This window comes from Pseudorhizobium banfieldiae, assembly GCF_000967425.1.
GTDB classification, from domain to species: Bacteria; Pseudomonadota; Alphaproteobacteria; order Rhizobiales; family Rhizobiaceae; genus Neorhizobium; species Neorhizobium banfieldiae.
Map to the genome: position 1 here is coordinate 659,941 of NZ_FO082820.1, position 21,163 is coordinate 681,103.

Below are 21,163 nucleotides of genomic sequence, written 5' to 3' on the forward strand. Positions count from 1 at the left end.
GAAACGATCATGTTCAGCAGAAGACAATTACTGGGAGCAGGTGCGGCAGGTGCCGCATTGGTTTCCTCGCAGGCGTGGGGCCGGACTTCCAACATGGGTTTGCCGGAGGCGGCACTGATGGATACGGCCGCAACACAGACGCCGCTCAGGCCCACCACCGGCCCCGACTACAATCCGGTGGTCACCCTGAACGGATGGACCCTGCCGTTCCGGATGAACAATGGCGTCAAGGAGTTCCACCTGGTGGCCGAACCGGTCGAACGTGAGATGGCGGAAGGCATGACGGCCTATCTCTGGGGGTACAACGGCCAGTCCCCTGGGCCGACGATTGAGGCCGTCGAGGGTGACCGGGTCCGCATCTTCGTCACGAACAAGCTTCCGGAGCACACGACGATCCACTGGCATGGCATGATTCTGCCCTCGGGCATGGACGGTGTCGGCGGTCTCTCGCAGCCTCATATCCCGGTCGGCAAGACCTTCGTCTACGAGTTCGACCTCGTGAAGTCGGGTACCTTCATGTACCACCCGCATTCGGACGAAATGGTCCAGATGGCGATGGGCATGATGGGCTTCTTCGTGGTCCATCCCAAGGACCCAACCTTCATGCCGGTCGACCGCGACTTCGTCTTCCTCCTGAATGCGTTCGACATCGAGCCGGGCTCCTATGTCCCGCGCATCATGGAAATGACCGACTTCAATCTCTGGGCCTGGAACAGCCGCGTCTTTCCCGGCATCGACCCGCTTGTGGTTTCGAAGAATGACAAGGTCCGTGTCCGCGTCGGCAATCTGACGATGACCAACCATCCGATCCACATGCACGGCTACGACTTCGAGGTCACCTGCACGGATGGAGGCTGGGTGCGTCCGGAAGCACGCTGGCCGGAGGTCAGCATCGACATCCCGGTCGGCGCGATGCGCGCCTATGAGTTCGACGCCAAGTATGTCGGCGACTGGGCGATCCACTGCCACAAGTCGCACCACACCATGAATGCCATGGGCCATGACATCCCGACCTTTATTGGCGTCGACAAGAAGGAGGTGGCGAAGAAAATCCGCCGCTTGCAGCCGGAATACATGCCCATGGGGACTGCCGGGATGGCGGACATGGGCGAGATGTCCATGGAGATACCCGAAAATACTGTGCCCATGATGACCGGGTGGGGCCCGCATGGCCCCATCGAGATGGGCGGCATGTTCTCGGTCGTGAAGGTTCGCGAGGGCATCTCCGCTGGCGATTACAGCGATCCGGGCTGGTACGAGAACCCGCCCGGCACCCAGGCATGGGAATGGACCGGAAGCCTCCCAGATGCGCCCAAGGCCACCGACGCGACGACCACAATCACCCCGAACCATTCGGAACACCACTGATCGAAACTCACCAAAGGAAGGATAAAGCCTATGAAGACTGCAGTTATCACCCTGCTCATGGCCGGTCTGGCCACACCCGTCATCGCCGCCGGAAACCACGCCGGAGGTCACGGCGAGATGGCGGTGGGTGAACCCGGACAGAAGTCGAAGGTCACCCAGACGATTCGTGTCAGCATGAAGGAAACCGATGACGGCCGCATGGTCTTCACACCGGATAGCTTCAAGGTCCGCAAGGGCCAGACGATCCGCTTTGCCGTGAAGAACGATGGTGAAGTGGACCACGAATTCGTTCTCGACCAGGAGAACAAGGTCATGGAGCACAAGGCTCTCATGGAGAAGTTCCCCGAGATGGAGCACGACGACCCTAACGCGATCCGGCTGGCGCCGGGCGAATCTGGAGAGATCGTCTGGAAGTTCACGAATGACGGCGTCTTCAAGGTCGCCTGCCTCGTGCCCGGCCACTACGACGCCGGAATGCACGGCAACGTCACCGTCGCCAAGAAGTAGGAAACGAAAGGAACACTGCCATGAAAGCAATTCTCAACATCGCGCTTGCCGCTGTCCTGACCTTGGGTGCGTTCACCGGAGCCTTCGCCCAGGAGTTCACCAAGGGCACGGTCAAGAAGGTCGACACCAAGGCCAAGAAGGTTACCCTCATCCACGAAGAGCTGAAGAGCCTCGACATGCCAGCAATGACCATGGTCTTCTATGTGAAGGATGAGGCGATGCTGGACAAGATGAAGCAGGGTTCGAGCGTCGAGTTCGTTGCTGACCGTCTGAACGGTAAGCTGACTGTCACGCAGCTGAAGTAAAGACCTTGGCCGCCCCGGCAACCCGTGGCGGCCAGAACCCTAGAGGAGAAGCAGATGAAACGTAGAACATTCATCAGCCTGGTCGCATCGGCAGTAGCCGCTCCGGGCATGGTCCTAGCAGCAGCACCGAAAATGACGGTTCACAAGGACGCGAACTGCGGATGTTGCGCCGCATGGGCATCGGCCTTCGGCAAGGCCGGATATGACGTCAGTACCGTCAACGAAGCCGACATGGATGCCGTGAAGGTCGGTCTCAAAGTCCCCCCTGATCTGTGGGGCTGCCATACGGCGGAAGTCGACGGCTACTACCTTGAAGGACATGTCCCCCTGGACGCTGCAGAGAAACTTCTACGCGAACGTCCGCCGCTTGCCGGGCTTGCCGTCGCGGGCATGCCATCCGGCTCACTTGGCATGGGGGATGACCCACGGGCTAGCTATGACGTGATGGCCGTGCCTCGCGACGGTTCAGCACCTTACGTCTATCTTGCGGTGAGACCGAGCTAGAGCATTCGCCGCTGCAAGGGGAACCGCCGCAAAGACGACTGCGAGGAAGGCTGCAGGCACAGAGCCTACAGTCCGAATGATGCCAGGATAGGGCAAGGCCCCTTCTTGCCTGAGGCACATTCGCCGATCAGCCGTTCCAGAGCCTCGCGCGCCCTGTTCAATTCGCTGATCCGCTCATTGAGTGCGGCGAGACGTGCCCTGGCGGCCTCGCGAGCGCGCTCCCTGTCATCGCTCGCATCGAGATCGAGCAGTTCCCTGATCTCCTCCAGCGTGAATCCAGCCGACTGGGCCTGCTTGATGAACAGGAGCCGCCGGACGTCCTCGCTTCCATAGCGCCTGCCACCTTCCAGGCGCTTCGGCGTCCGCAGAAGACCCTTGCGCTGGTAGAACCTGATGGTTTCCACCCCGACTTTTCCTGTGGCCGCGAATTTTCCGATTGTCATATCCATAGGGGCTTGACTCCGTACCATGGTACGGAACCTATGGTCTCACCAACGGTTTCACAAGACGAAGGAAACGTGAAAATGTTGGAGAGAACAGACCCCGCATTGCTGGAGAAGAAGGCCGTCCTCTACCGGATGGTCATGCCCGGGCATACCTGCCCCTATGGCCTGAAGGCAAAGGACCTGCTCCGCCGGGAAGGCTACAAGGTCGAGGACCACCACCTGACCACCCGTGAAGAGACCGATGCGTTCAAGGCGAAGCATGGTGTCTCGACCACTCCGCAGGTATTTGTCAGCGGCTACCGTGTCGGCGGCCACGATGACCTGCGCAGGTTCCTCGGGAAGTCAGTGGCCGACCCCAAAGCGACCACCTATCGGCCGGTCATCGTTCTGTTTACGCTGACGGCTCTGATGGCTCTCGCTGCAAGCTATGCCGTCCTGGGCAACCCGTTCACACTGCGCGCAGCGGAGTGGTTCATCGCCTTTTCCATGGTCGTTCTGGCGATGCTGAAGCTCCAGAACGTCGAGAGTTTCGCGACCATGTTCCTGAACTACGACCTCCTGGCTAAACGTTGGGTTCCCTACAGCTACATCTATCCTTACGCGGAGGGGCTGGCAGGCGTTCTGATGGTGGCCGGAGTGGCGAACTGGCTCTCTGTCCCGGTGGCGCTATTCATCGGCACCATTGGAGCAGTCTCGGTCTTCAAGGCGGTCTACATCGACAGACGGGAGCTGAAGTGCGCCTGCGTTGGTGGATCGAGCAATGTACCGCTCGGCTTAATCTCTCTGACCGAGAACCTGATGATGATCGCCATGGCGATCTGGATGGCACTCGCTTCGACGGGGCTCGCCCCTGGTCATGCAATGTAGCGACAGTGCAAGAGACGTCTGCCAAGGTGCCTGATGCTGACAAAGCCTCAGGCACCCTGACTTACGAGGGTACTGTAGTGCCCAAAGCTTGGCGGCATAGGCCATGTCCCGCTTTAGGCCGAGTAGCGACGAAATGTGCGATGATCCGCTGCCCTGATGGAGGCGACGCGGCGGGAGGAGTGGCGGAGAACTCCTCATGGATATTGCACCACTACGTCCCGCCGCCCCTGGAACAAGGGTATCTTAGTCGGTCAGAAGCGCCCACTTCAGCCAAAGAACGTGTCGTGGATCCGTGTTCGACTGGAAATGTGCGGAGCGATTAAAGAGCTAGCGCTCTTCAATCTCGCCGTCACAGAGCAATCTTCGCGCCTGCGACCTAGTAAGACTGAAGGTCGAAGACCTGTGGTCTGGTGGGGATCGAGCCACCATCATCCAGAAGGAGACGAAGCGGCCCGTACAGTTCGAAGTGACCAAGCAGACGAAAGCTGCACTTGCAGCATGGCTCCCCATTCGGAGGCCGACTACCGTCATGGCAGGATCGCTTTATCTGGGAATATGCCGTCTCTTTGATTCGAGTGAGTTGAGGAAAGAGCTCTTCGTTGTGACGCATCCGCAGTCCATTCACCACACAGCGAAGAAGGTGGGTGGCTGGTACGACACCGGACTTACTAGCAAGGGCAGAGAAGACGCCGAGGCTATCGCTGAGCACATGGAGGGGTAGATGTCGTCGATCCAAGCGTTGATGATCGATGTGGATTGCGTCCTGGTTTGCGGCCGCCCTTCCGACGGAAGACCGTGGGCATCGACCGTTGAGGACGATCTCGGGCTGCCAGTTGCGGACCTTCAGCGAGAGTTCTTCTCTCCTTACTGGGACGAGATCGTTCTTTGCCGGGCGGCGCTGGTCGATCATCTGAAGCCGGTCCTTGCAAAGATTGCTCCCCATCTTTCCTGCGGGACACAAGCGCGAAGCTTCAAAGAGGGGGGCAATGGATGCTTAGAGGACGTTACCGCCGTGGCGGTACCACGACGCGCGCCGGGCGTAGAAGGCAATCGCTGCCCAGACCGCGGTGCGCAAAAGCAGCGCGCCGACGGTCCTCATTTCGTAGAGCCCGCCCGTAGCGACGTGTATCGCAAACCCCACCAGGATCAGGAACGTCGCGACGAACAGGGCGAGTGACAGACCGACCGCCCAGTCCTGGCGCAGGAAAAGGCCCAGGCCTGAGGCGACATAGGCGACGCCGGCCAGGAAGTTGAACCACAGAACGAAGGGTACGACATTTCCGAGGACGTCCGTCGCCGTCGCTGGTCCGAAGATGGCAGTCCCACCTGAAACGACCGTCAGCACGCCAAATACAAGCCCGACCCCGGCCAAGACTTTCAGGTGCATCGGCGATTTCGGCAATTCATCCATGCCATGCACTCCCTTCTATGCCTTCCAGAAGCCCGTCTCGGAGATGATACAGCCGGTCGAAGCGATCATAGATCTTCTCGTCGTGCGTGACGGCGATGATGCAGGCATCGTGCTCGGCCGCCAGCTTGCGAAGCAGATCCATGACGATCCCGGCTCGCTTGGAATCAAGTGCCGCGGTCGGTTCGTCGGCGAGGATGATGCGCGGGCTGTTGGCGAGCGCTCTGGCGATGGCGACGCGTTGGGCTTCACCGCCGGAGAGCAGCGCCGGCATGGCGTCCTTGCGATGGCCGACTTCGAGATGGTCCAGCAGTTCGACGGCGCGCCGCTGCGCTTCGGCGGCCGGTTTGCCCGCCAGGTGCAGCACAAGGGCGACATTGTCGCGTGCGTTGAGGAAGGGCAGGAGATTGTGGAACTGGAAGATAAAGCCGATCTTGTCGAGCCGCAGGCGCCGGAGATCACCCCTCAGCCAACGATTGTCATAGACGGTCTCTCCGTCGAGCCGCACGCGGCCTTCGCTTGGATCGATGATGCAACCGATGACGTTGAGCAGGGTCGTCTTGCCTGATCCGGAAGGGCCGAGCAGCGCCACGACCTCACCCGGAGAAACCTTGAGATCGACATCGCGCAAGGCATCCACCCGGGTCGGGCCCTCGCCATAATGTTTCGAAAGCGAGGCGACTTCCACGACCGGTTTCTTATCGGTGTCGGTCATGGTCATCCTCCGATCGCCGTTGCCGGATCGACCTTGAGGGCCGCACGTACGCCGAGACCGCTCGCAAGCACGCACACCACGAAGATGATGCCCGCCAGCGCAAGTGCGTTGATGGGTTCGAGCATGACCCGGCGGGGGAAGAAGTCCTTGATCAGCAGGATCAGGACCAAGCCGAGGCTCCATCCGACGGTGCCGAGTGCTACGGCCTGCTGCACGATCAGCGCGACGATTGTGCGGTCGGGCGCCCCGATCAGCTTCAGGGTGGCAATCTGCTTCAGCTTTTCCATGGTCATCGTATAGATGATGAGGGCGATGACCACGGCGGAGACCGTCAGCAGGATCCCGAGGAACAGCCCGATCTGGCGACGGGCTCGATCGACCACGGACCGTACCAGCAACTCCTCCTGCTCCACCTGCGTCATGGCAGACAGGTGCTTCCATTGGCGCACCGTCTGCGCAATCGATGCGACATCCGCATCGGGTTTAATCCGGGCGACCACGGCTGCGATCGTGTTGCTGCTGGAAGGCACGTCTCCGCGTGCCGACTGAATCCTGGCGGCGGGCGGGGCAAGTTGCGACTGGAGCGCCTGCGCATCCGGCAACGTGACATAGGCGACGGGATCGCCACCTGAATTTACGGCATCTTCTATCAGTCCAACCACGGTGTAGCGGTCACGACCGAGGGTGATCCGGTCGCCGATGGTAAGGCCCGCCTTGCGGTCGACGACCAGCTCGAAATGGCTCCGCTGGATCTGCCGGCCCTCGGCGATCTCGGGCGGACCGCCGAGATGGCCATGCTCGTAACCGATCAGGTAGAGTCTCAAGGTACGCCCGGCGACCGGTGCCTCGATCGTCTGGTAGGTGATGCCACCTGCATCGTCCACGCCGTGCAGACGTGCCACGGCCTCACGGGTGTCCGCGGGTATCTTCGACGCCTCCGCGAATGGGCCGAGCCGGCCCGCTTCCACCACCCACAGGTCAGCCTGCGGAGCCCGCACGATGTTCAGCGCATCCGCAACAAGGCCGTTGTAGATGCCCATCATGGCGAGGACGACCGCCATCAGCAAACCGAGCCCGAAGCAGGTCAGAACGAAGCGGAAAAGGTTGTGGCGGACGTCGCGATAGGCAAGGTTCATGGCGAAGTCTCATCGATCGCACGTGCCTTGCGCCCCTCGGACAATCCTTTGGTCGGAGCCGTGACGATTATGGCCTCCTCGGGCAATCCGCCCGACACTTCGACACGCCCGTCTTCGGTACGATGGCCGAACGTCAGTTCGACCTCGACCAGCCGACCATCCTCGATGATGAAGACCTTGCCCCTGTGGCCGTCGAACCCCCGGATTGCCGCCTCCGGAACCAGAAGTGCCTGCTCAAGCTTCGCCACCGTCACCAGGACCTCGGCCTGTTCCCCGAGATAGGCGCGGGGAGGGCAGACCTCGCACGCAATCCAGACGCGACGTTCCTCGTTGGTGCGGTCACTCTCTATGCCGATCCGGGCCACCTTGCCGCGGTAGACATCGTGCGGCATCGACCGCAGACGCACCTCGGCATCCTGGCCGACCGCCAGCGAACCGCCACGCTCCTCATCGATATAGGCGAGCACCCACACGCTTGTCGGATCCATGAGCGTGTAGATGACGTCGCCGGCACGAACAACCGTTCCCGCCTCCACATGTCGATCCACGACGATCCCGTCGAACGGTGCCGTGAGCGTGTGCTGCTTCAGGATGGCCTGCTCGTAGGCAAAGGCGGCAGCGGCATCCTCTGCCTGAGACCTGACAACGGAGACGTCGGTCCGTGCGACGGTGACATCGGCGTAAGCAACGTCGACATCCCGTTTCGCTTCCTCGGCTGCCTGGCGAGAGCTTACATTGCGTCCCGCAAGTTCCTGCTGCCGTTCGTTTGCTGCGCGCCGCTGTTGAAGAACGGCTTCCGCCCTTCCCACATTCGCCTCGGCCTTGGCGAGATTGGCTGTTGCGGCATCCACGGCCGCCTGGGCGCGCGCCACACGGGCTTCCTGGGCGTCCTGATCGAGACTTGCGAGCAGGTCTCCTCGGGCGACTGTGTCGCCTTCATCGGCGCGAAGTTGCGTCAACGCTGCGCCCACCTGGAAACCGATCCTGGAAACGATCCGGGCTTCCACCGTGCCAAGGCCATACACCCGGATGGCGACGTCCTTCTCACTGGACGCGACGGGGAGGGGCAGGGGCCTTGCAACAACAAAGGCGTAGGTGCCGCCTGCGATGATCACGAGCGCTGCGATTGCCAGATAGGACAGTGATTTCGTCGTCATATTAAGCCCTCCTCTGAGGAGATGCCGCAAACAGCCGGAGTTGCACCTGGACGAGGCGCGCGCCCTCCTGCCTGACATCGAATTCGCGGGCGCCAAGCGACCAGCGGATCGCCAGCCCCTGAACAAGCGACAGAAGCAGCGCGGCTGCGTCGGACGGGTCCAGATCACGGCGGAAGACCCCTGCATCACGCCCTTTGGCGACTTCATCGTGCAGGAGGTTGCGGAATGCAGCCATGGCTCCGGCGAATGTCTTGCGCAGATCACCGTTCTCAACTTGCAGTTCGCGCGAGAAGAGGATGGCGGGCAGCGCAGGGTTTTCCGCGATTGTACTCAGTTGCGTGTCAATCACCGCGGCAATGCGAGCCTCTGAGGAGATCTGATCGCCAAGCGCGGCTTGCCATGATGAGTGCATTCGCTGACGAGTTCTTATCGCCAAAGCCGCCCATAGGGCCTGCTTGGTCGGGAAGTGTCGGAAGATGGCCGGCTGCGTCAGCCCGATTGCGTCAGCTACCGCGCCAGTGGTGAGGCGATCCGGCCCCAACTCGTCTGCGAGCCGAAGTGCTACCGTGAGGATCTGTTCTTTGCGCTCTTCCGCTGTCTTCCTCACGACCACCCCCTCCCTTGGGTTAGTAAGTAATAACTAACTGACTTTCTTCGGTGTGTCAATGATGTATCACGGGGCGAGGGACCTACTGGACACCGCCAGCCGCTGCCCTCGAAATCGGAAGCTGCAGGCTCGCCTGGAAACCAGATTTCCCTCCAGCCCGGGGAGACTTGAGAATCAGTCTGCTGCCGATGCGCTCGGCGATCGCTGCAACGATGGCGAGACCCAGCCCGCGTCCTTCCGTGCTCCGGCCCCCGCGCTCGAAGCGGGTCGCAAGCGGCGACAGGGTCTTTTCGGGGGTGATGGCTGCCTCGCTGGCAACCGTCAGGATCCCGTCGTTCAGCAGCGACACGTCGATCGGCTGATCGTCCGATCCATGACGCAAGGCGGCATGCGGTGAATGGACCTACCATGGGCGCCCGGTGGTCGGCGCTGTTCTTCGCGCCGCCGGAATTTGATCCTACGCCCGTGCGGTCCGCGCTTCAGACGGCGGTGGAGGCCGTGGATCGCAGCATGTCCACCTGGAAGTCGGACAGTGACCTCATGTGTCTGAACCGGGCACCGGTTGGCGAATGGGTTTCGGTTGCCGCTGACCTCCGACAGGTTATTGAGCTCGGGTTGAAGATCGGCCATGAATCGGGCGGCTTGTTCGATATCGGCCTGGGCGACGCGGTTGGGGCCTGGGGGTTTGGTCCCGCCGCAGCCGACACGCATGCTATCAAGGCAGCGATGAGAGCAAGGCGTCGAGCCACCGACGAGATCCTGGAGCTCCATGAGGGGCGCATCCGCAAACTTGCGCCGGTGAGGCTGGACCTCAATGGCATCGCCAAGGGCTATGGGGCTGATCGCCTCGCGAAAACGCACCAGGCGTTGGGCATCTGCCAGGCGCTCGTCGGGATCGACGGCGAGATGAGGGCGATCGGCACGCGTCCGGACGGCGAGGGCTGGACAATCGCTGTTGAGCAACCGGATCCGGATCGTCGCGCGCCCCACTCGATCCTGGCGCTTCAGGACGCCGCCGTCGCCACGTCGGGCGATTACCGGCACTGGGTCGAGGTGCAGGGTCGACGGGTGTCGCACACGATGAACCCGCAAACCGGCGCGTCGCTTCTCTCCTCGCCCGCTTCTGTGACCGTCGTCGCCCGGACCTGCGCGGAGGCCGATGCCTGGGCCACCGCATTGATGGTGGCGGGTCCTGAGGCCGGACCCGGGCTCGCGATGCGGAACAGGCTGCAGGCACTCTTCATCATGCGCCAGCCGGGAGGTAGTTGCCGGAGCCTTGGCATCGGGCAGCTGTTTTCGGAAGGCGTCTCAGCCGCGCATTTCTGTTGAAGGGCAAGGCAGGGCTTCGGCGGGTTCTTCTCCTGGAGGTTCAGGCCCTTGTGGCGATCATCGTCTCGTACAGCGTTTCGGAGCGATCGCCAATGAATGTTAGCGTAGCGGTGACTGGTGAGAGACGAACAAGCAGGAATCCGAGCTTGGCCGCGGAAAAGAGCGTCCCGTCGATCGGCTGGACCTCCCGCGTATTGGCAGCGGCACCCGAGGTCACGTAGGAGATGCCAGCCCTTTTGATGTGTTGCAGGTCATGGCCGTTGATGTAGAGCTGAACACCGTACCGCTCGAACAGCGGGGGAAGGAGGTCGACCAGTGCTTTGGTGCTTCCATGTGAACCGCCGGAATAGACGGGATGGTGGCCGATGACGATCTTCCACCGTGCGGTGCTTCGTTGAAGTTCCTGTTCCAGCCAGCGAAGTTGCTCCGTCACGGACGGATCGCTCCACACGACCGTCCGCCACCAGCGAGCATCGGCGATGGGCGTCGTGTCGATGAAGAAGAAGTCGGCGGCCACGCCCGAGAGCTCGCGGTGCAATGTGTAGTAGGGCTTCGGCATGTTCCAGCGCGGGCTGCGACTGGTGTAGTCGATCTGCGCCTGTGAATTGCCCTTGTGATCGTGGTTCCCGAGCACGGCATACCACGGAACGTCCAGCGCTTCTCTCGAATAGGTCTTTTCGAAGACGGTCGTCCAGACGGGGTCCTCGGCGCTGGATACGCCTCTAGGATAGAAGTTGTCCCCGACCGCCAGGACGAATTGCACGTTTGCTTCCCGACCTGTCTCAGCCATCGCCTGTGCTACCCGCACCGCGGCATCATGATGGCCAGGATTGCCCCAGTCGCCGATGGCAACGAATGCGAGCTCGTCGCCCAAAGCTGGGGCGAGCACTGCGCCGGCGCCCGCCTTGCTCACCAAGAAGCCTGCAGCAGTGGCACACAGGAAGTCTCTTCGGCGCATCAGCATCTGTGATCCCTGTCTGTGTCCCATACGCGGCTAGAGCCCTAAGCTGACAGCAGCCTGAATACTGCCTTTTCGCCTCCTTTGCGGTGCATGCGCCAGCAAACGGAGCGGTGGAGATATCCTAGCCGCCGCCAAGGATGGACAACTCGCGCTGCATGCTGCGGTTGGCGCGTGATTGTGAGGTCTGGGCGAGGGGGATCGTCAACACTAGTGTGAGCAGTGCCATCACAAACAGAATTCCTAACCGCGAGCGCTTCGAGTTCACGCACCAACCTCTTTCCATGTTGGCGGCATGCGTCAAGAACCTGACACAGAGCTGAAGACACCGCACGTTCAGCGTGTTGTCAGCTTCTCCGGACAAGAGCCTATCAGCGTACAACAGGTGCCTGAGTGTGATCTGGAATTCGATGAGCAAGCGAACGGCGAATGTTCATGTAAGAACTCAGTGGCGTCCGCAGGTTAGTAGCATCGCCGTGAGCATATTCGTCGCGCTCTATCTGCTTCTCCTGATGAATCGGAGCTTCTGGTCGAAAGGCTGGCTTTATCTCGATGGGCGGATGGCAACGATAGCGTTCTTCGGCATTGGACTTGCCGCACTTTATGTTGCACTTTGCGTCTCCCTTTCCGTGAAATATGCCATGAAGCCCGCCTTCATCCTGCTCATTCTCGCCAGTGCAGCGATGGCCTGGTTCATGGATCGCTATGGCGTGATCGTGGACGTCGAGATGATCCGCAACGCGGCCGAGACCAACAGTGCCGAGGCCAGCCACCTGATCACGCCGGCGTTCCTGCTGCACCTGCTGATCTACGGCGTATTGCCGAGCATGCTTCTTGTCTGGATCAGGGTCCGGCATCAGGACTTCCGGAAAAAGCTGCGGACCAATTTGGTCGTCATTTTTCCAGCGCTTGCGGTTGCGCTCATCGCCGGCCTTTCCCACGCGGGGGCCTATGCCGCTGCGACGCGTGCCCATCGTGACTGGCTGCCTACCCTGAACCCGTTCGCTCCGCTTGTTACGACGGTGCAGTTCGCGCTACGCAGTTCAGCCGAGGTCAACGTCGTAGCAGCGCCTATAGGTGAGGATGCGGGCGTCAGCGATTCTGCGTCTCAGCGGAAGCCGCGATTGTTGGTTGTCGTCGTGGGTGAGACGGCTCGTGCCGAAAATTTCTCTCTTGGAGGATATGTCCGACAGACGAATCCGGAACTGTCAGGCAAGGCTATATACTATTTCCGTGACACCACGAGTTGTGGGACTGCGACTGCGGTCTCTCTGCCCTGCATGTTTTCAGTCTATGGTCGCTCCGACTATTCGCATGAGAAGGGGAGGGCGACGGAAAACCTGCTGGACGTTCTGTCCCATGCCGGCGTCTCGATCGAATGGTGGGACAATAACACCGGATCCAAGGAAATCGCGGCACGGGTCCCGGAGCGCTCCCTCGTCGCGCGCGAGGATGCGCAGTTCTGTGCGGATGGTGAATGTCAGGATGGGATACTCCTCGACGAGCTCGACGCCCGCATAGGCGCGGTCCAGCGGGATACCGTCCTCGTCTTGCACCAGATTGGTAGCCACGGCCCATCATATTACCTGCGCTATCCGCAAGAGTTCCGGCGCTTCGTCCCCGATTGCCGGAGCGCCGAGTTTTCCGAGTGCAGCCAAGAGGAGATTGTCAACGCGTACGACAATACGATCCTCTACACGGACCATGTTCTGGCCCAGGCTATCGCTAGGCTCGAGGAGGAGCAGGAGCGGCTCGATGTGTCGCTCCTTTATATGTCCGACCACGGCGAGTCACTCGGCGAGTACGGGCTCTACCTGCATGGCGCGCCCTACCTCATCGCACCGAGCGAGCAGACCCACGTGCCGTTTCTGCTGTGGCTCGGGACCGAGGCACAGGCAGATTATTCGGGAACCTGCCTAAAAGCCGAAACAGGTCCGCCGCAGTCGCATGACAACCTGTTCCATACGGTCCTGGGACTGATGCGCGTGGAGACGGCGGTACGCGATCCCCAGCTTGATCTTGCCACCCGTTGCAGGTCCCGCTTGTCCGGCTGAACCGATAGCGGAAAGCGCCGCAGCGTAGGCCGCGGCGCTCGGTGTCGAAGCAGGAGTTCAGGCTATGTCATCGTTTTCCGGCGGACGCTTGCGGCCGGTCACCATGGCGAGCGCTAGGTTCTCGCCATGCCTGACGCTCTCCACGGCTACCCCAAAAACATGCAGCGCGATGGATACGAGGAGGGTGTTGACGACGATCTCGTGAGCCTCGCTCACCCACTCCACACCCCAATAAGCATCCGTCGTCTGCAGCCATCCGGTGAGACCGGCAAGCGATACGAGGAAAATCAGCAGCAGGATCATCAGCCCACCGAGAGGATTATGGCCCATATGGCGCGGCTCGCGGTTTCTCAGCATTGCTGCCGCATATGCGATCGTCTTTCGTGGGCCGCGGACGAACTGGCTGAACCGGGCATATCTGCTGCCGATCAGGCCCATCACGAGGCGCGACGCCACAAGCGCGCCGGCGGCATAGCCGGCGAACTCGTGCACATCCTTGACCTCATCGGCTGCCAGCCAGGCCAGCGCAATGCTTGCCACTAGGCTCCAGTGGAAGATTCGCACGTACGGATCCCACACCTCCACTTTTGCCGACATCACCTAGTCCTCGATCTTCACATCGACCGCAGCGAAGCTCTTGGGATCGAAATAGGCTTCCACCTTCTGACCCTTGACGTTGATGGCATACGCCTCGTAGCAGCCATCCTCCGTCTTGATGGAGCGAACCTTCCATCCCTCCTTTTCGAGCTTCGCCTGAAGGGCCTCGCGTGGTTGCCATTCTGCGGCGGGAACATTGCATTTCTCCGCGGCATACGAGGTTGCGGTGATGCCGAGAACGGCGATGGCAGTGGCAATGAACGTCTTCATGTATAGTCTCCATCCAAGGGTTTCAGACCATTGATCCATGCCCGCGCATTCTGACGCACCGCTGAACGGCAGCGAGGCGGCGGGCTTGCCCGCCGTTCAGGCGAGTGCAAGGTTTGATGGAGATCTCACGTCGCAGATAAGCCGAGCACTGCGGGAGCATTGATTGAGAGTACTATTGATCGAAGACGATGCCGTCCTGGGCGAGGCGGTGCGGGACTACCTCGCAGCCACAGGCCATGCGATCGACTGGATGCGCACCCTCGAACAGGGCCAGGGTGCGATCGACGCGGTGGACTACGACCTCCTATTGCTCGACCTACGTTTACCGGACGGCACGGGTTTGGATCTCCTCTCGGACCTTCGAAAGGACTCCAACCTCACGCCGGTCATCATCCTGACCGCGCATGACCAGATTTCCGACCGTATCGAAGGCCTGAATCGCGGTGCGGATGACTACCTCGTCAAGCCCTTCAACCTGGATGAACTCGCGGCTCGTATGCAGGCCGTCGCGCGGCGCTATGCAGGTTCGGCCGTTGCGGTGATCGAAGTGGGAGCTCTTTCCGTGCATCTCGCTGACCGGAATGTGACGCTAAACGGAAAACTTGTGGATCTATCCAGTCGCGAATGGGCGGTACTGGCACGCCTAGCTGCCCGCCCTGGCGCGATTGTGTCGAAGGCGCAGATCGAAGAGGCGCTCTATGCCTTCGGCTCGGAGATAGAAAGCAACACGGTCGAGGTCTATGTAAGCCGGCTTCGGAAGAAGCTGGGCAAGGACGCCGTCGAGACGGTTCGCGGCATTGGCTACAGGTTGGGACGATGATCGGACGCCACAGCCTGACCAAGGCACTTATGCTCTGGATTTCAGGAATCATCACCTTGGTCTGGGTCCTGGCCGTTGGGCTGGGTGCCTTGGTCATGCAGGAGGAATTCGGCGAGATCTTCGACAGTTCTCTCCAGGAGACGGCCGAGCGGCTTGTGCCCCTGGTCATCGACGAACTGTTCCAGCGGGACGATCTTGCCGAGCCGCGGCGCATCATGGCTTCGCGTGCGGGCTCCGATGAAGAGTACCTGACGTACCAGGTACGAGATCAGAGAGGGAGGGTGCTTCTCCATTCACATGCGGCGTCTGCCAACCCCTTCGATACCCCACTGATAGCCGGCTTCTCGGATGGACCCACGGGACGTACCTATACAGCCGCGGCCGTCAGCAACACCATCTTCGTGCAGGTGAGAGACTCGGCAGAGCACCGGCGGGAGGCACTGCTCGAGGGAGTCCTTGCACTTCTGCTGCCCATTTTGCTTGTAGTGCCAGTTACGATTGCTGCCGTATGGGTGGTGCTGCGTCGCATCTTGGCTCCCGTGGATACGCTTCGGTCTGCGATCGGCAGAAAGGACGGTGGAAACCTGACAGCCATCGACGAGCTTGACCTGCCGGAGGAACTGAGGCCGATCTTGAACTCTGTCAATTTACTCCTGTCGCGCCTGCGTGCGGTCCTGGCGGCAGAGAGGGAGTTCACATCCAACAGCGCACACGAATTGCGAACACCTCTCGCCGGCGCGCTGGCCCAGACGCAGCTTCTCCTCCTGGAACTGAAGGATGGACCTGCCGCCGGGCGCGCGCGCCAGATCGAGAAATCGCTGCAGGGGCTGACGAGGCTGGCGGAGAAACTGCTTCAGCTTGCTCGTGCGGAGGCAGGTATAGGCATTAATGAAGGGACATTTGATGTCGCGGATGTCATCGACATGGTCATTGCCGATTTCCGGGGCACTGCGGCGGGCGCAAGACTTCGTCTGGAAAAGGAGAACGAAGGAACCCTGGTTCAGCTGGGTTCTGCGGACGCTTTCGCGATCGCACTGCGCAATCTCATTGAGAATGCGCTTCTGTACGGGCGCCCCGACCAACCTGTCCTCGTGCGGGTTTCCCGCGACGGCACCGTCCGCATTCAGAACGGGTTCCCTGCGCTTGCGGCAACGGAGCTTGTCACTCTGCGACAGCGATTTGCTCGCGGCGATACCAGTGCTGCCGGCTCTGGGCTGGGCTTATCGATCGCCGAACGGCTCCTGGCGCAGATGCAGGCGGAACTGGTCCTTAGCTCCCCCATTCCCGGTCGCGACGATGGCTTTCAGGCAGAGATCATCTTTGCAAAGCCGGGTGTCGGCCATGGGGCCGACACCTGCCCTGGAGCGGCGGCAACCACGTAGGGCAAGAGGCTGGGGCGAGAAACAAGGCTTTCCTTCTCCGCGCGAGCTCCACATGGCAGCATTTCCCGTCGACCACATAAGGTGGGCAGGGGGAATCATATTCCCCCTTGGGGACATGCGATCTGAGGATCGCAGCGCAGCAGAAGCGATGAAAGAGTCAATCGGCGCGGAATGTTGACCCCTTAGTGGATTGAACCCGTTGGGCTGGACCAGTGAGGCGCTTCAAACTAAGCCGCCTGCTGGGCGAGTTGGGTTTCAATTTCTGCTGGCGATCGATAGCCAAGGACTGAGTGCAGCCGTTTGGCCTTGTAGACCTCTTCGATGAATCTAGGCAATCGCTCGGCGACGTCAGCGAAGGTTTCGTCGCCGGCGGGATAGATGTCCTCCACTTTCAGGGTCTTCATGAAGCTCTCTGCCTGCGCATTATGATAAGGGTTGCCGACGGCGCTCATGGACCCCTGCAGACCTGCCGCATCGAGCGCTCTTCGATAGGTCTCGCTTGCGGCTTGGCTCCGCGTCATTCGGATTGACCTGTGTCGGTGTTAGCCCACAATGCTCCCACAGATCCACCCGATCCGGCGCATAGATCCTGCGATCCAACGCCGTCACCAGGAGCCGGATTGGAGCGAGACGCCAAGCTGGCTTTCGACCTCGAACTCACCGGCAGCACCTGTCCGGCCCACCTACAGGAGGACCGGACGTCATGGATTATCCGACCTTCTCAAGGAGCTCCATGTCCGAACGCAGGCGATGGAAGAGGCCGGAAGGATCATACGTCCGCTGCAGATGTTGCAACCGCTCGAATGCCTCTCGCGAAAACGAGCCGGCAAGGCGTTCGTCTAGATCCAGGTCTGCCTCTCCGATGTAGTGTCCGAGCGAAATTGGCGCGATCTTTTCACTGGTTGTTCGCATCCAGGCAAGATTGGCAGAGTCCTGCCTGGCATCCCCCCATACGGCATAGGTGCATCCGAATGCGGGGCCGACCATGGAAAAGGCTGCCTGCGGCATTCTCGCGCCGTCTGGAGGCGGCAGTACAACGCCGATCGCAAAGGACTCGGCAGAGGGCGCAGCCACAACAGCCTTTGCCATGATCTCCATCTGTCTAGCCGGATCAGCAGTCCAGTTGGTATCGGCGGCATAGCGGCGGCCCTCGGGGAAGAACTGTCCTATCATCAGATAAAGCACCTCGAGCGGCGTCTCCAGCGATTGCTGGATATCGAGAGCGTCTTGCGGAGCGCCAGCCGCAACTTGTGCAAGCGTAGCCTGCGCCTCATCCTCCGTTGCCGCGAAGACCGTCGCGATGGCCGAGATGGTCTTCGTCGCCTGTCCGGCAAGTGGCGGTGGCGCCGATGAAAACACCGCTGTGAATTCCACGTTGCGCGGTACCACCTGCATCGTCCGGCTCATCCACTGCTCAACCCTATTGACCTGGCTGATGGGATAGGTCCAGACGCTGGTCCGGATGGCACGCGGCAAGTCGTGCAGGCGCAGCCGGTATTGCGTGACGACGCCGAAGAACTCTGGTCCCGCGCCGCGCGCAGCCCAGAAGACGTCGGGATTGTCGGTTTCGCTCGCCACGACGCGAGAGCCGTCGGCCAATACCACCTCAACGCTCTGCACGTTGTGGCAGGCAATGCCCCAGGCGCCCGCATTCCAGCCGATCCCGCCGCCGAGCAGATAACCCGACAGCGGAACGCTGGCGCAGTGACCGGTGGGGAAGGCGAGGCCGTGCTCGGACAGAGCCGTTGCGAGCATCCCGTTGGTCACCGCTGGCTGAGCCTGCGCGATCCGCGCCTGGGGATCCACCTGAAGACCGTTCATCCCCCCTAGATCGATTACCAGGCAATCCTGCAATGCGATCGCCGAAAAGTGGTGACCACCGCCGCGGACAACGACCCGCCTCCCGCTTTCGGCGGCGAACGACACTGCCGCCTGCACATCTGCAGTAGTCATCGCCCTGACGACGATCTCCGGAAACCGGTCCGGCTTGCGACCGTTCCACAGCAGACCCGATCGAACCGATTGGTAGTCGGCACTTTCCCGCGTCCACACGGTTCCCTGAACCGCCTTTCTCAGTTTCTCAATGTTCATCTTGTTGTCCTTTCTTCACCGGAACGCGGTTCAACTGCCATGCTTGTTGTGGTGGTGCTCACAGGTGATCTCGGGGTTGAAGGGCATGAGGGGGCCTGCCGGGTTCTCCACGATCCAGACGTGCTGATCGAAGTGCGCCTGGAACCCATGCGCCTCGTCGGCGGGTGTCTGCGGATCATCCGCCATGCGATCCCAGGAGCGACCGGCAAAGACAGGTGCGTCGCTGTTGCCCGCAGCCTTCCACGAAGCCTCGAAGATGAGGTTCTCGACCCCGACCAGCTTCAACGAGCCATCGGCCTGAGGCTCGTAGAGCAGGATCGACGGCTTGAGGAAGTCCGTATGGAGGCCGTTACCATCGACGCGAGGTTCAGCTGCAGTGATGCCGAGCCGCTGGGGGTGGATATAGTGAATTCCCATGGCTCCCAGTTCGGCGGGAAGGCCCTCGGCTGCCGCCGTCACGCAATGGTCCATCGGATCACGGATGTAACCCTCTGCGAGTGCGACATCGACGTCCGCGAAGCGGATCGTTGCGGCTTTGACTGCCGCGATCTGGTCTAAGACATTCGCTCCCGCAGCGCTGGCAGCAAGCGGCACGGCGGTCGCCATGGCAGTGGTGGCGAGGATCAGATGGGCGAGCGATACCGCGCGCCGGGAAAGGGCGTGTGTCATGTCTATGGTTCCTGTCCTTTGGATGTCGATCGTCGTCGCTGCGGCGTTGCTGATGCCGGCGTCGATGCACTATGGATAATCCAGCCAGGCCAGCTTGGCTCGCTAAATGGTCCTGCACCAAATCGTAAAAGAATGCTAAAAAGCTCCCCTTACGGGAACTCTTCGACGTTCACTTCGAGAAACCAGTTGACGGAGCCGCAGCTAGGCGAACCATGCCACGGGCATCACATCCCCATACACCCGACGATGATCTGGCCGCGCATCGCGCCTATTCGGCGACGCTAAACACGCCGCGGGTTCTCACGCCGGAACTGGAGGCATTCTGCCAAAGTGGCGTAAGCGTCATCGTCGGCGTCTGCAGGCGAGGGGAGACACCCATCGCAGGGCTTGGCTGCGGCTGCCGGCTCCGACCCGATGGCAGGATGCGGCTTCTGCTTGCCCGCGCTGGCAACGAGGCGTTGCTGGCCGCCGTGGATGCAGGCGCCCGCATTTCCGTCACCTTCAGCCAGCCCGTCACTCACCGCTCCATCCAGGTGAAGGGATCCGAAGCCGTCGTGACCGCAGCGGATGACGAGGACCGGGAGGAAGCAGTGCGCCAAAGCCAGGGGGTGCTCCGGGAGCTGGTGGAGGTGGATTATCCTGCGGCCTTCGCCGAAGCCTACTGTCGCGTCAACCCGCAGATCATCGTCGGCGTCGACTTTACGCTTGATGCTGCATTCGTCCAGACGCCCGGTCCGGGCGCGGGCGCGGAGATGACGCCGTGAGGCCGCTACGGCTTGCCGCGATCCGATACAAACGCCCAATATCGTCTGACGCTGGAGTACCTGGAGACGCAGACGAGCGGCCCGCTGTTCGAGGCGATGCGGGCCAAGCTTGCCGGCATCGCCTCGCATTCCGGCATGCAAGGGGTCTTCCGCCTGCTCGGTTCCGACATCTTCCGTGTCAGAGAGATCGAGGCCATGCCCTCGGCCACGATCGCGCAGCCGATCGATGTCAATCTTCTATCGGCCACACGCCGCATCTGCGAGCGGATAGCGGCGTGCGGTGAGTTGGGCGAGTTGTTCGATGCGGCGCTGGCCGGACTGCAGCAGCATTTCGGCATCGACTATTCCATGGTCATGATGCTCGACCGGACGATGGGCAGGCTCTACACAGTCGCCTCGCGTGGCTACCCCGTTTCGGGCATCGGATCCGAGGTGGGTATCGGCCTGGGCGTGATCGGCGTTGCGGCGGAGCAGGGAAAGCCTATCCGCATCGGCCGCATGGCTTCCGAGTATTCCTATGGCACGGCGGTTCGCGATACGGCGCTGGCCGCCGGCCTTGAATGGATCTGCGACACTGCCATCCCCTATCCGGGGCTGAAAGCACCACAGAGCCAGATTGCAATGCCGATCCTGCGTGACGGCAAGACGATTGGTGTGCTCTTTGCCGAAAGCCCGGAGCCGAACCAGTTCCGCTACGATGAGGAAGACGCTCTGTCCCTGGTCGCCGGGCAGCTTTCGGTGTTGATTTCCCTGCAGCAGCACGAAGAAACGGCGGAAAAGGCCACCTTGGTGGCCGCGCCAGGTGAGATGGCCGGTTCCGAGATAAGAATCCGTCATTACCGCGCAGACGACACGATATTCGTTGACCACGACTATCTTATCAAAGGCGTTGCCGGTGCCATCTTGTGGAAGATCCTGCGCGAATACGCGGGCAGCGGTCGGATCGAATTTTCGAACCGGGAACTGCGCCTCGACCCCACCTTGCGCCTGCCGGAATATTCCGAGAATCTTGAGGCGCGGCTTGTCTTGTTACAGCGCCGCCTTTGCGAGCGCGATGTCGGCATCTCCATCGACCGGTGCGGCCGAGGCCGCTTTAGACTGATCGTCGGCGGCCGCCTGACCCTGGAGGAGATGGGTGCCGGGTGAGATCGCAGCGAGATGCCCCTCAAGGCTCCAGCAGGTTTTCTGACGCCTCGAGAACCGCACTTG

General features: G+C 61.3%; 24 protein-coding genes. 11 read left to right on the top strand and 13 right to left on the bottom strand.

The window, feature by feature from the left end:
* The first annotated feature begins 9 nt into the window (after nucleotides 1-9).
* The 4 genes from NT26_RS03090 to NT26_RS03105 are packed head-to-tail and all read left to right on the top strand — an operon-like array spanning nucleotide 10 to nucleotide 2,684.
* Nucleotides 10-1,368: a multicopper oxidase family protein gene (locus NT26_RS03090; RefSeq protein ID WP_052637312.1), complete on the top strand. Its 1,359-nt coding sequence runs from the start codon at nucleotides 10-12 to the stop codon at nucleotides 1,366-1,368.
* A 30-nt stretch (nucleotides 1,369-1,398) separates the two neighbouring features.
* Nucleotides 1,399-1,875: a cupredoxin domain-containing protein gene (locus NT26_RS03095; RefSeq protein ID WP_052637313.1), complete on the top strand. Its 477-nt coding sequence runs from the start codon at nucleotides 1,399-1,401 to the stop codon at nucleotides 1,873-1,875.
* A 20-nt stretch (nucleotides 1,876-1,895) separates the two neighbouring features.
* Nucleotides 1,896-2,180 (top strand): copper-binding protein, encoded by a 285-nt coding sequence (locus tag NT26_RS03100; RefSeq protein ID WP_052637314.1) that lies wholly within the window; start codon nucleotides 1,896-1,898, stop codon nucleotides 2,178-2,180.
* 54 nt (nucleotides 2,181-2,234) lie between these two features.
* A complete protein-coding gene (locus NT26_RS03105) occupies nucleotides 2,235-2,684 on the top strand; it encodes a DUF411 domain-containing protein (protein WP_052637315.1) in 450 nt (149 codons plus the stop codon).
* A gap of 65 nt (nucleotides 2,685-2,749) precedes the next feature.
* On the opposite strand, the gene NT26_RS03110 is transcribed toward NT26_RS03105, so the two are convergent.
* The gene (locus NT26_RS03110) at nucleotides 2,750-3,154 is read right to left on the bottom strand and encodes a MerR family transcriptional regulator (RefSeq protein WP_052637316.1); all 405 of its coding nucleotides are present in this window, start codon (nucleotides 3,152-3,154) and stop codon (nucleotides 2,750-2,752) included.
* Between the two features lie 54 nt (nucleotides 3,155-3,208).
* Between NT26_RS03110 and NT26_RS03115 the strand changes: the two genes are divergently transcribed.
* Nucleotides 3,209-3,997 carry a glutaredoxin family protein gene (locus tag NT26_RS03115; protein WP_052637317.1) on the top strand — a complete coding sequence of 263 codons (789 nt, stop codon included), beginning with the start codon at nucleotides 3,209-3,211 and terminating at the stop codon, nucleotides 3,995-3,997.
* A 994-nt stretch (nucleotides 3,998-4,991) separates the two neighbouring features.
* Here NT26_RS03115 and NT26_RS03125 read toward each other — a convergent pair.
* The 6 genes from NT26_RS03125 to NT26_RS03150 all read right to left on the bottom strand — a co-directional run bounded on the left by NT26_RS03125 (nucleotide 4,992) and on the right by NT26_RS03150 (nucleotide 9,402).
* Nucleotides 4,992-5,408, bottom strand: a complete 417-nt coding sequence (locus NT26_RS03125; protein WP_052637319.1) for a hypothetical protein — start codon at nucleotides 5,406-5,408, stop codon at nucleotides 4,992-4,994.
* Entirely contained in the window at nucleotides 5,401-6,120 is a 720-nt protein-coding gene (locus tag NT26_RS03130; RefSeq protein ID WP_152336844.1) for an ABC transporter ATP-binding protein, read from the bottom strand. The genes NT26_RS03125 and NT26_RS03130 overlap by 8 nt, the downstream gene beginning before the upstream one ends.
* 2 nt (nucleotides 6,121-6,122) lie before the next feature.
* A complete protein-coding gene (locus NT26_RS03135) occupies nucleotides 6,123-7,256 on the bottom strand; it encodes an ABC transporter permease (protein ID WP_052637321.1) in 1,134 nt (377 codons plus the stop codon).
* Nucleotides 7,253-8,413 carry an efflux RND transporter periplasmic adaptor subunit gene (locus NT26_RS03140; RefSeq protein ID WP_052637322.1) on the bottom strand — a complete coding sequence of 387 codons (1,161 nt, stop codon included), beginning with the start codon at nucleotides 8,411-8,413 and terminating at the stop codon, nucleotides 7,253-7,255. Before NT26_RS03140 ends, NT26_RS03135 begins: the two co-directional genes overlap by 4 nt.
* A gap of 1 nt (nucleotide 8,414) precedes the next feature.
* Nucleotides 8,415-9,020: a TetR/AcrR family transcriptional regulator gene (locus tag NT26_RS03145; protein WP_052637323.1), complete on the bottom strand. Its 606-nt coding sequence runs from the start codon at nucleotides 9,018-9,020 to the stop codon at nucleotides 8,415-8,417.
* Between the two features lie 82 nt (nucleotides 9,021-9,102).
* Nucleotides 9,103-9,402, bottom strand: coding sequence for an ATP-binding protein (locus NT26_RS03150; RefSeq protein ID WP_052637324.1), 300 nt, complete (start codon nucleotides 9,400-9,402; stop codon nucleotides 9,103-9,105).
* 26 nt (nucleotides 9,403-9,428) lie between these two features.
* On the opposite strand from NT26_RS03150, the gene NT26_RS03155 reads away from it, so the two are divergent.
* The gene (locus NT26_RS03155) at nucleotides 9,429-10,349 is read left to right on the top strand and encodes an FAD:protein FMN transferase (RefSeq protein ID WP_052637325.1); all 921 of its coding nucleotides are present in this window, start codon (nucleotides 9,429-9,431) and stop codon (nucleotides 10,347-10,349) included.
* Nucleotides 10,350-10,389: 40 nt separating this feature from the next.
* On the opposite strand, the gene NT26_RS03160 is transcribed toward NT26_RS03155, so the two are convergent.
* Complete coding sequence (locus NT26_RS03160; RefSeq protein ID WP_052637326.1) at nucleotides 10,390-11,313, bottom strand: purple acid phosphatase family protein; 924 nt, start codon at nucleotides 11,311-11,313, stop codon at nucleotides 10,390-10,392.
* Nucleotides 11,314-11,717: 404 nt separating this feature from the next.
* On the opposite strand from NT26_RS03160, the gene NT26_RS03170 reads away from it, so the two are divergent.
* Entirely contained in the window at nucleotides 11,718-13,361 is a 1,644-nt protein-coding gene (locus NT26_RS03170; protein ID WP_052637328.1) for a phosphoethanolamine transferase, read from the top strand.
* Nucleotides 13,362-13,418: 57 nt separating this feature from the next.
* On the opposite strand, the gene NT26_RS03175 is transcribed toward NT26_RS03170, so the two are convergent.
* Nucleotides 13,419-13,958, bottom strand: coding sequence for a cytochrome b/b6 domain-containing protein (locus NT26_RS03175; RefSeq protein WP_052637329.1), 540 nt, complete (start codon nucleotides 13,956-13,958; stop codon nucleotides 13,419-13,421).
* A gap of 3 nt (nucleotides 13,959-13,961) precedes the next feature.
* A complete protein-coding gene (locus tag NT26_RS03180; protein WP_052637330.1) occupies nucleotides 13,962-14,228 on the bottom strand; it encodes a PepSY domain-containing protein in 267 nt (88 codons plus the stop codon).
* A gap of 163 nt (nucleotides 14,229-14,391) precedes the next feature.
* On the opposite strand from NT26_RS03180, the gene NT26_RS03185 reads away from it, so the two are divergent.
* Nucleotides 14,392-15,048 (top strand): response regulator, encoded by a 657-nt coding sequence (locus NT26_RS03185; protein ID WP_052637331.1) that lies wholly within the window; start codon nucleotides 14,392-14,394, stop codon nucleotides 15,046-15,048.
* A complete protein-coding gene (locus tag NT26_RS03190) occupies nucleotides 15,045-16,430 on the top strand; it encodes a sensor histidine kinase (RefSeq protein ID WP_052637332.1) in 1,386 nt (461 codons plus the stop codon). Before NT26_RS03185 ends, NT26_RS03190 begins: the two co-directional genes overlap by 4 nt.
* A 227-nt stretch (nucleotides 16,431-16,657) precedes the next feature.
* On the opposite strand, the gene NT26_RS03195 is transcribed toward NT26_RS03190, so the two are convergent.
* The 3 genes from NT26_RS03195 to NT26_RS03205 all read right to left on the bottom strand — a co-directional run bounded on the left by NT26_RS03195 (nucleotide 16,658) and on the right by NT26_RS03205 (nucleotide 19,190).
* On the bottom strand, nucleotides 16,658-16,951 hold the full coding sequence (locus tag NT26_RS03195; protein WP_152336851.1) for an integrase core domain-containing protein: 294 nt from the start codon (nucleotides 16,949-16,951) through the stop codon (nucleotides 16,658-16,660).
* A 187-nt stretch (nucleotides 16,952-17,138) separates the two neighbouring features.
* The gene (locus NT26_RS03200) at nucleotides 17,139-18,521 is read right to left on the bottom strand and encodes an FAD-binding oxidoreductase (protein WP_052637333.1); all 1,383 of its coding nucleotides are present in this window, start codon (nucleotides 18,519-18,521) and stop codon (nucleotides 17,139-17,141) included.
* A gap of 30 nt (nucleotides 18,522-18,551) precedes the next feature.
* Nucleotides 18,552-19,190: a hypothetical protein gene (locus NT26_RS03205; protein WP_052637334.1), complete on the bottom strand. Its 639-nt coding sequence runs from the start codon at nucleotides 19,188-19,190 to the stop codon at nucleotides 18,552-18,554.
* 212 nt (nucleotides 19,191-19,402) lie between these two features.
* Between NT26_RS03205 and NT26_RS03210 the strand changes: the two genes are divergently transcribed.
* A complete protein-coding gene (locus NT26_RS03210) occupies nucleotides 19,403-19,954 on the top strand; it encodes a hypothetical protein (RefSeq protein ID WP_052637335.1) in 552 nt (183 codons plus the stop codon).
* Between the two features lie 12 nt (nucleotides 19,955-19,966).
* Entirely contained in the window at nucleotides 19,967-21,100 is a 1,134-nt protein-coding gene (locus NT26_RS03215) for a GAF domain-containing protein (protein ID WP_244467664.1), read from the top strand.
* Nucleotides 21,101-21,163 lie beyond the last annotated feature (63 nt).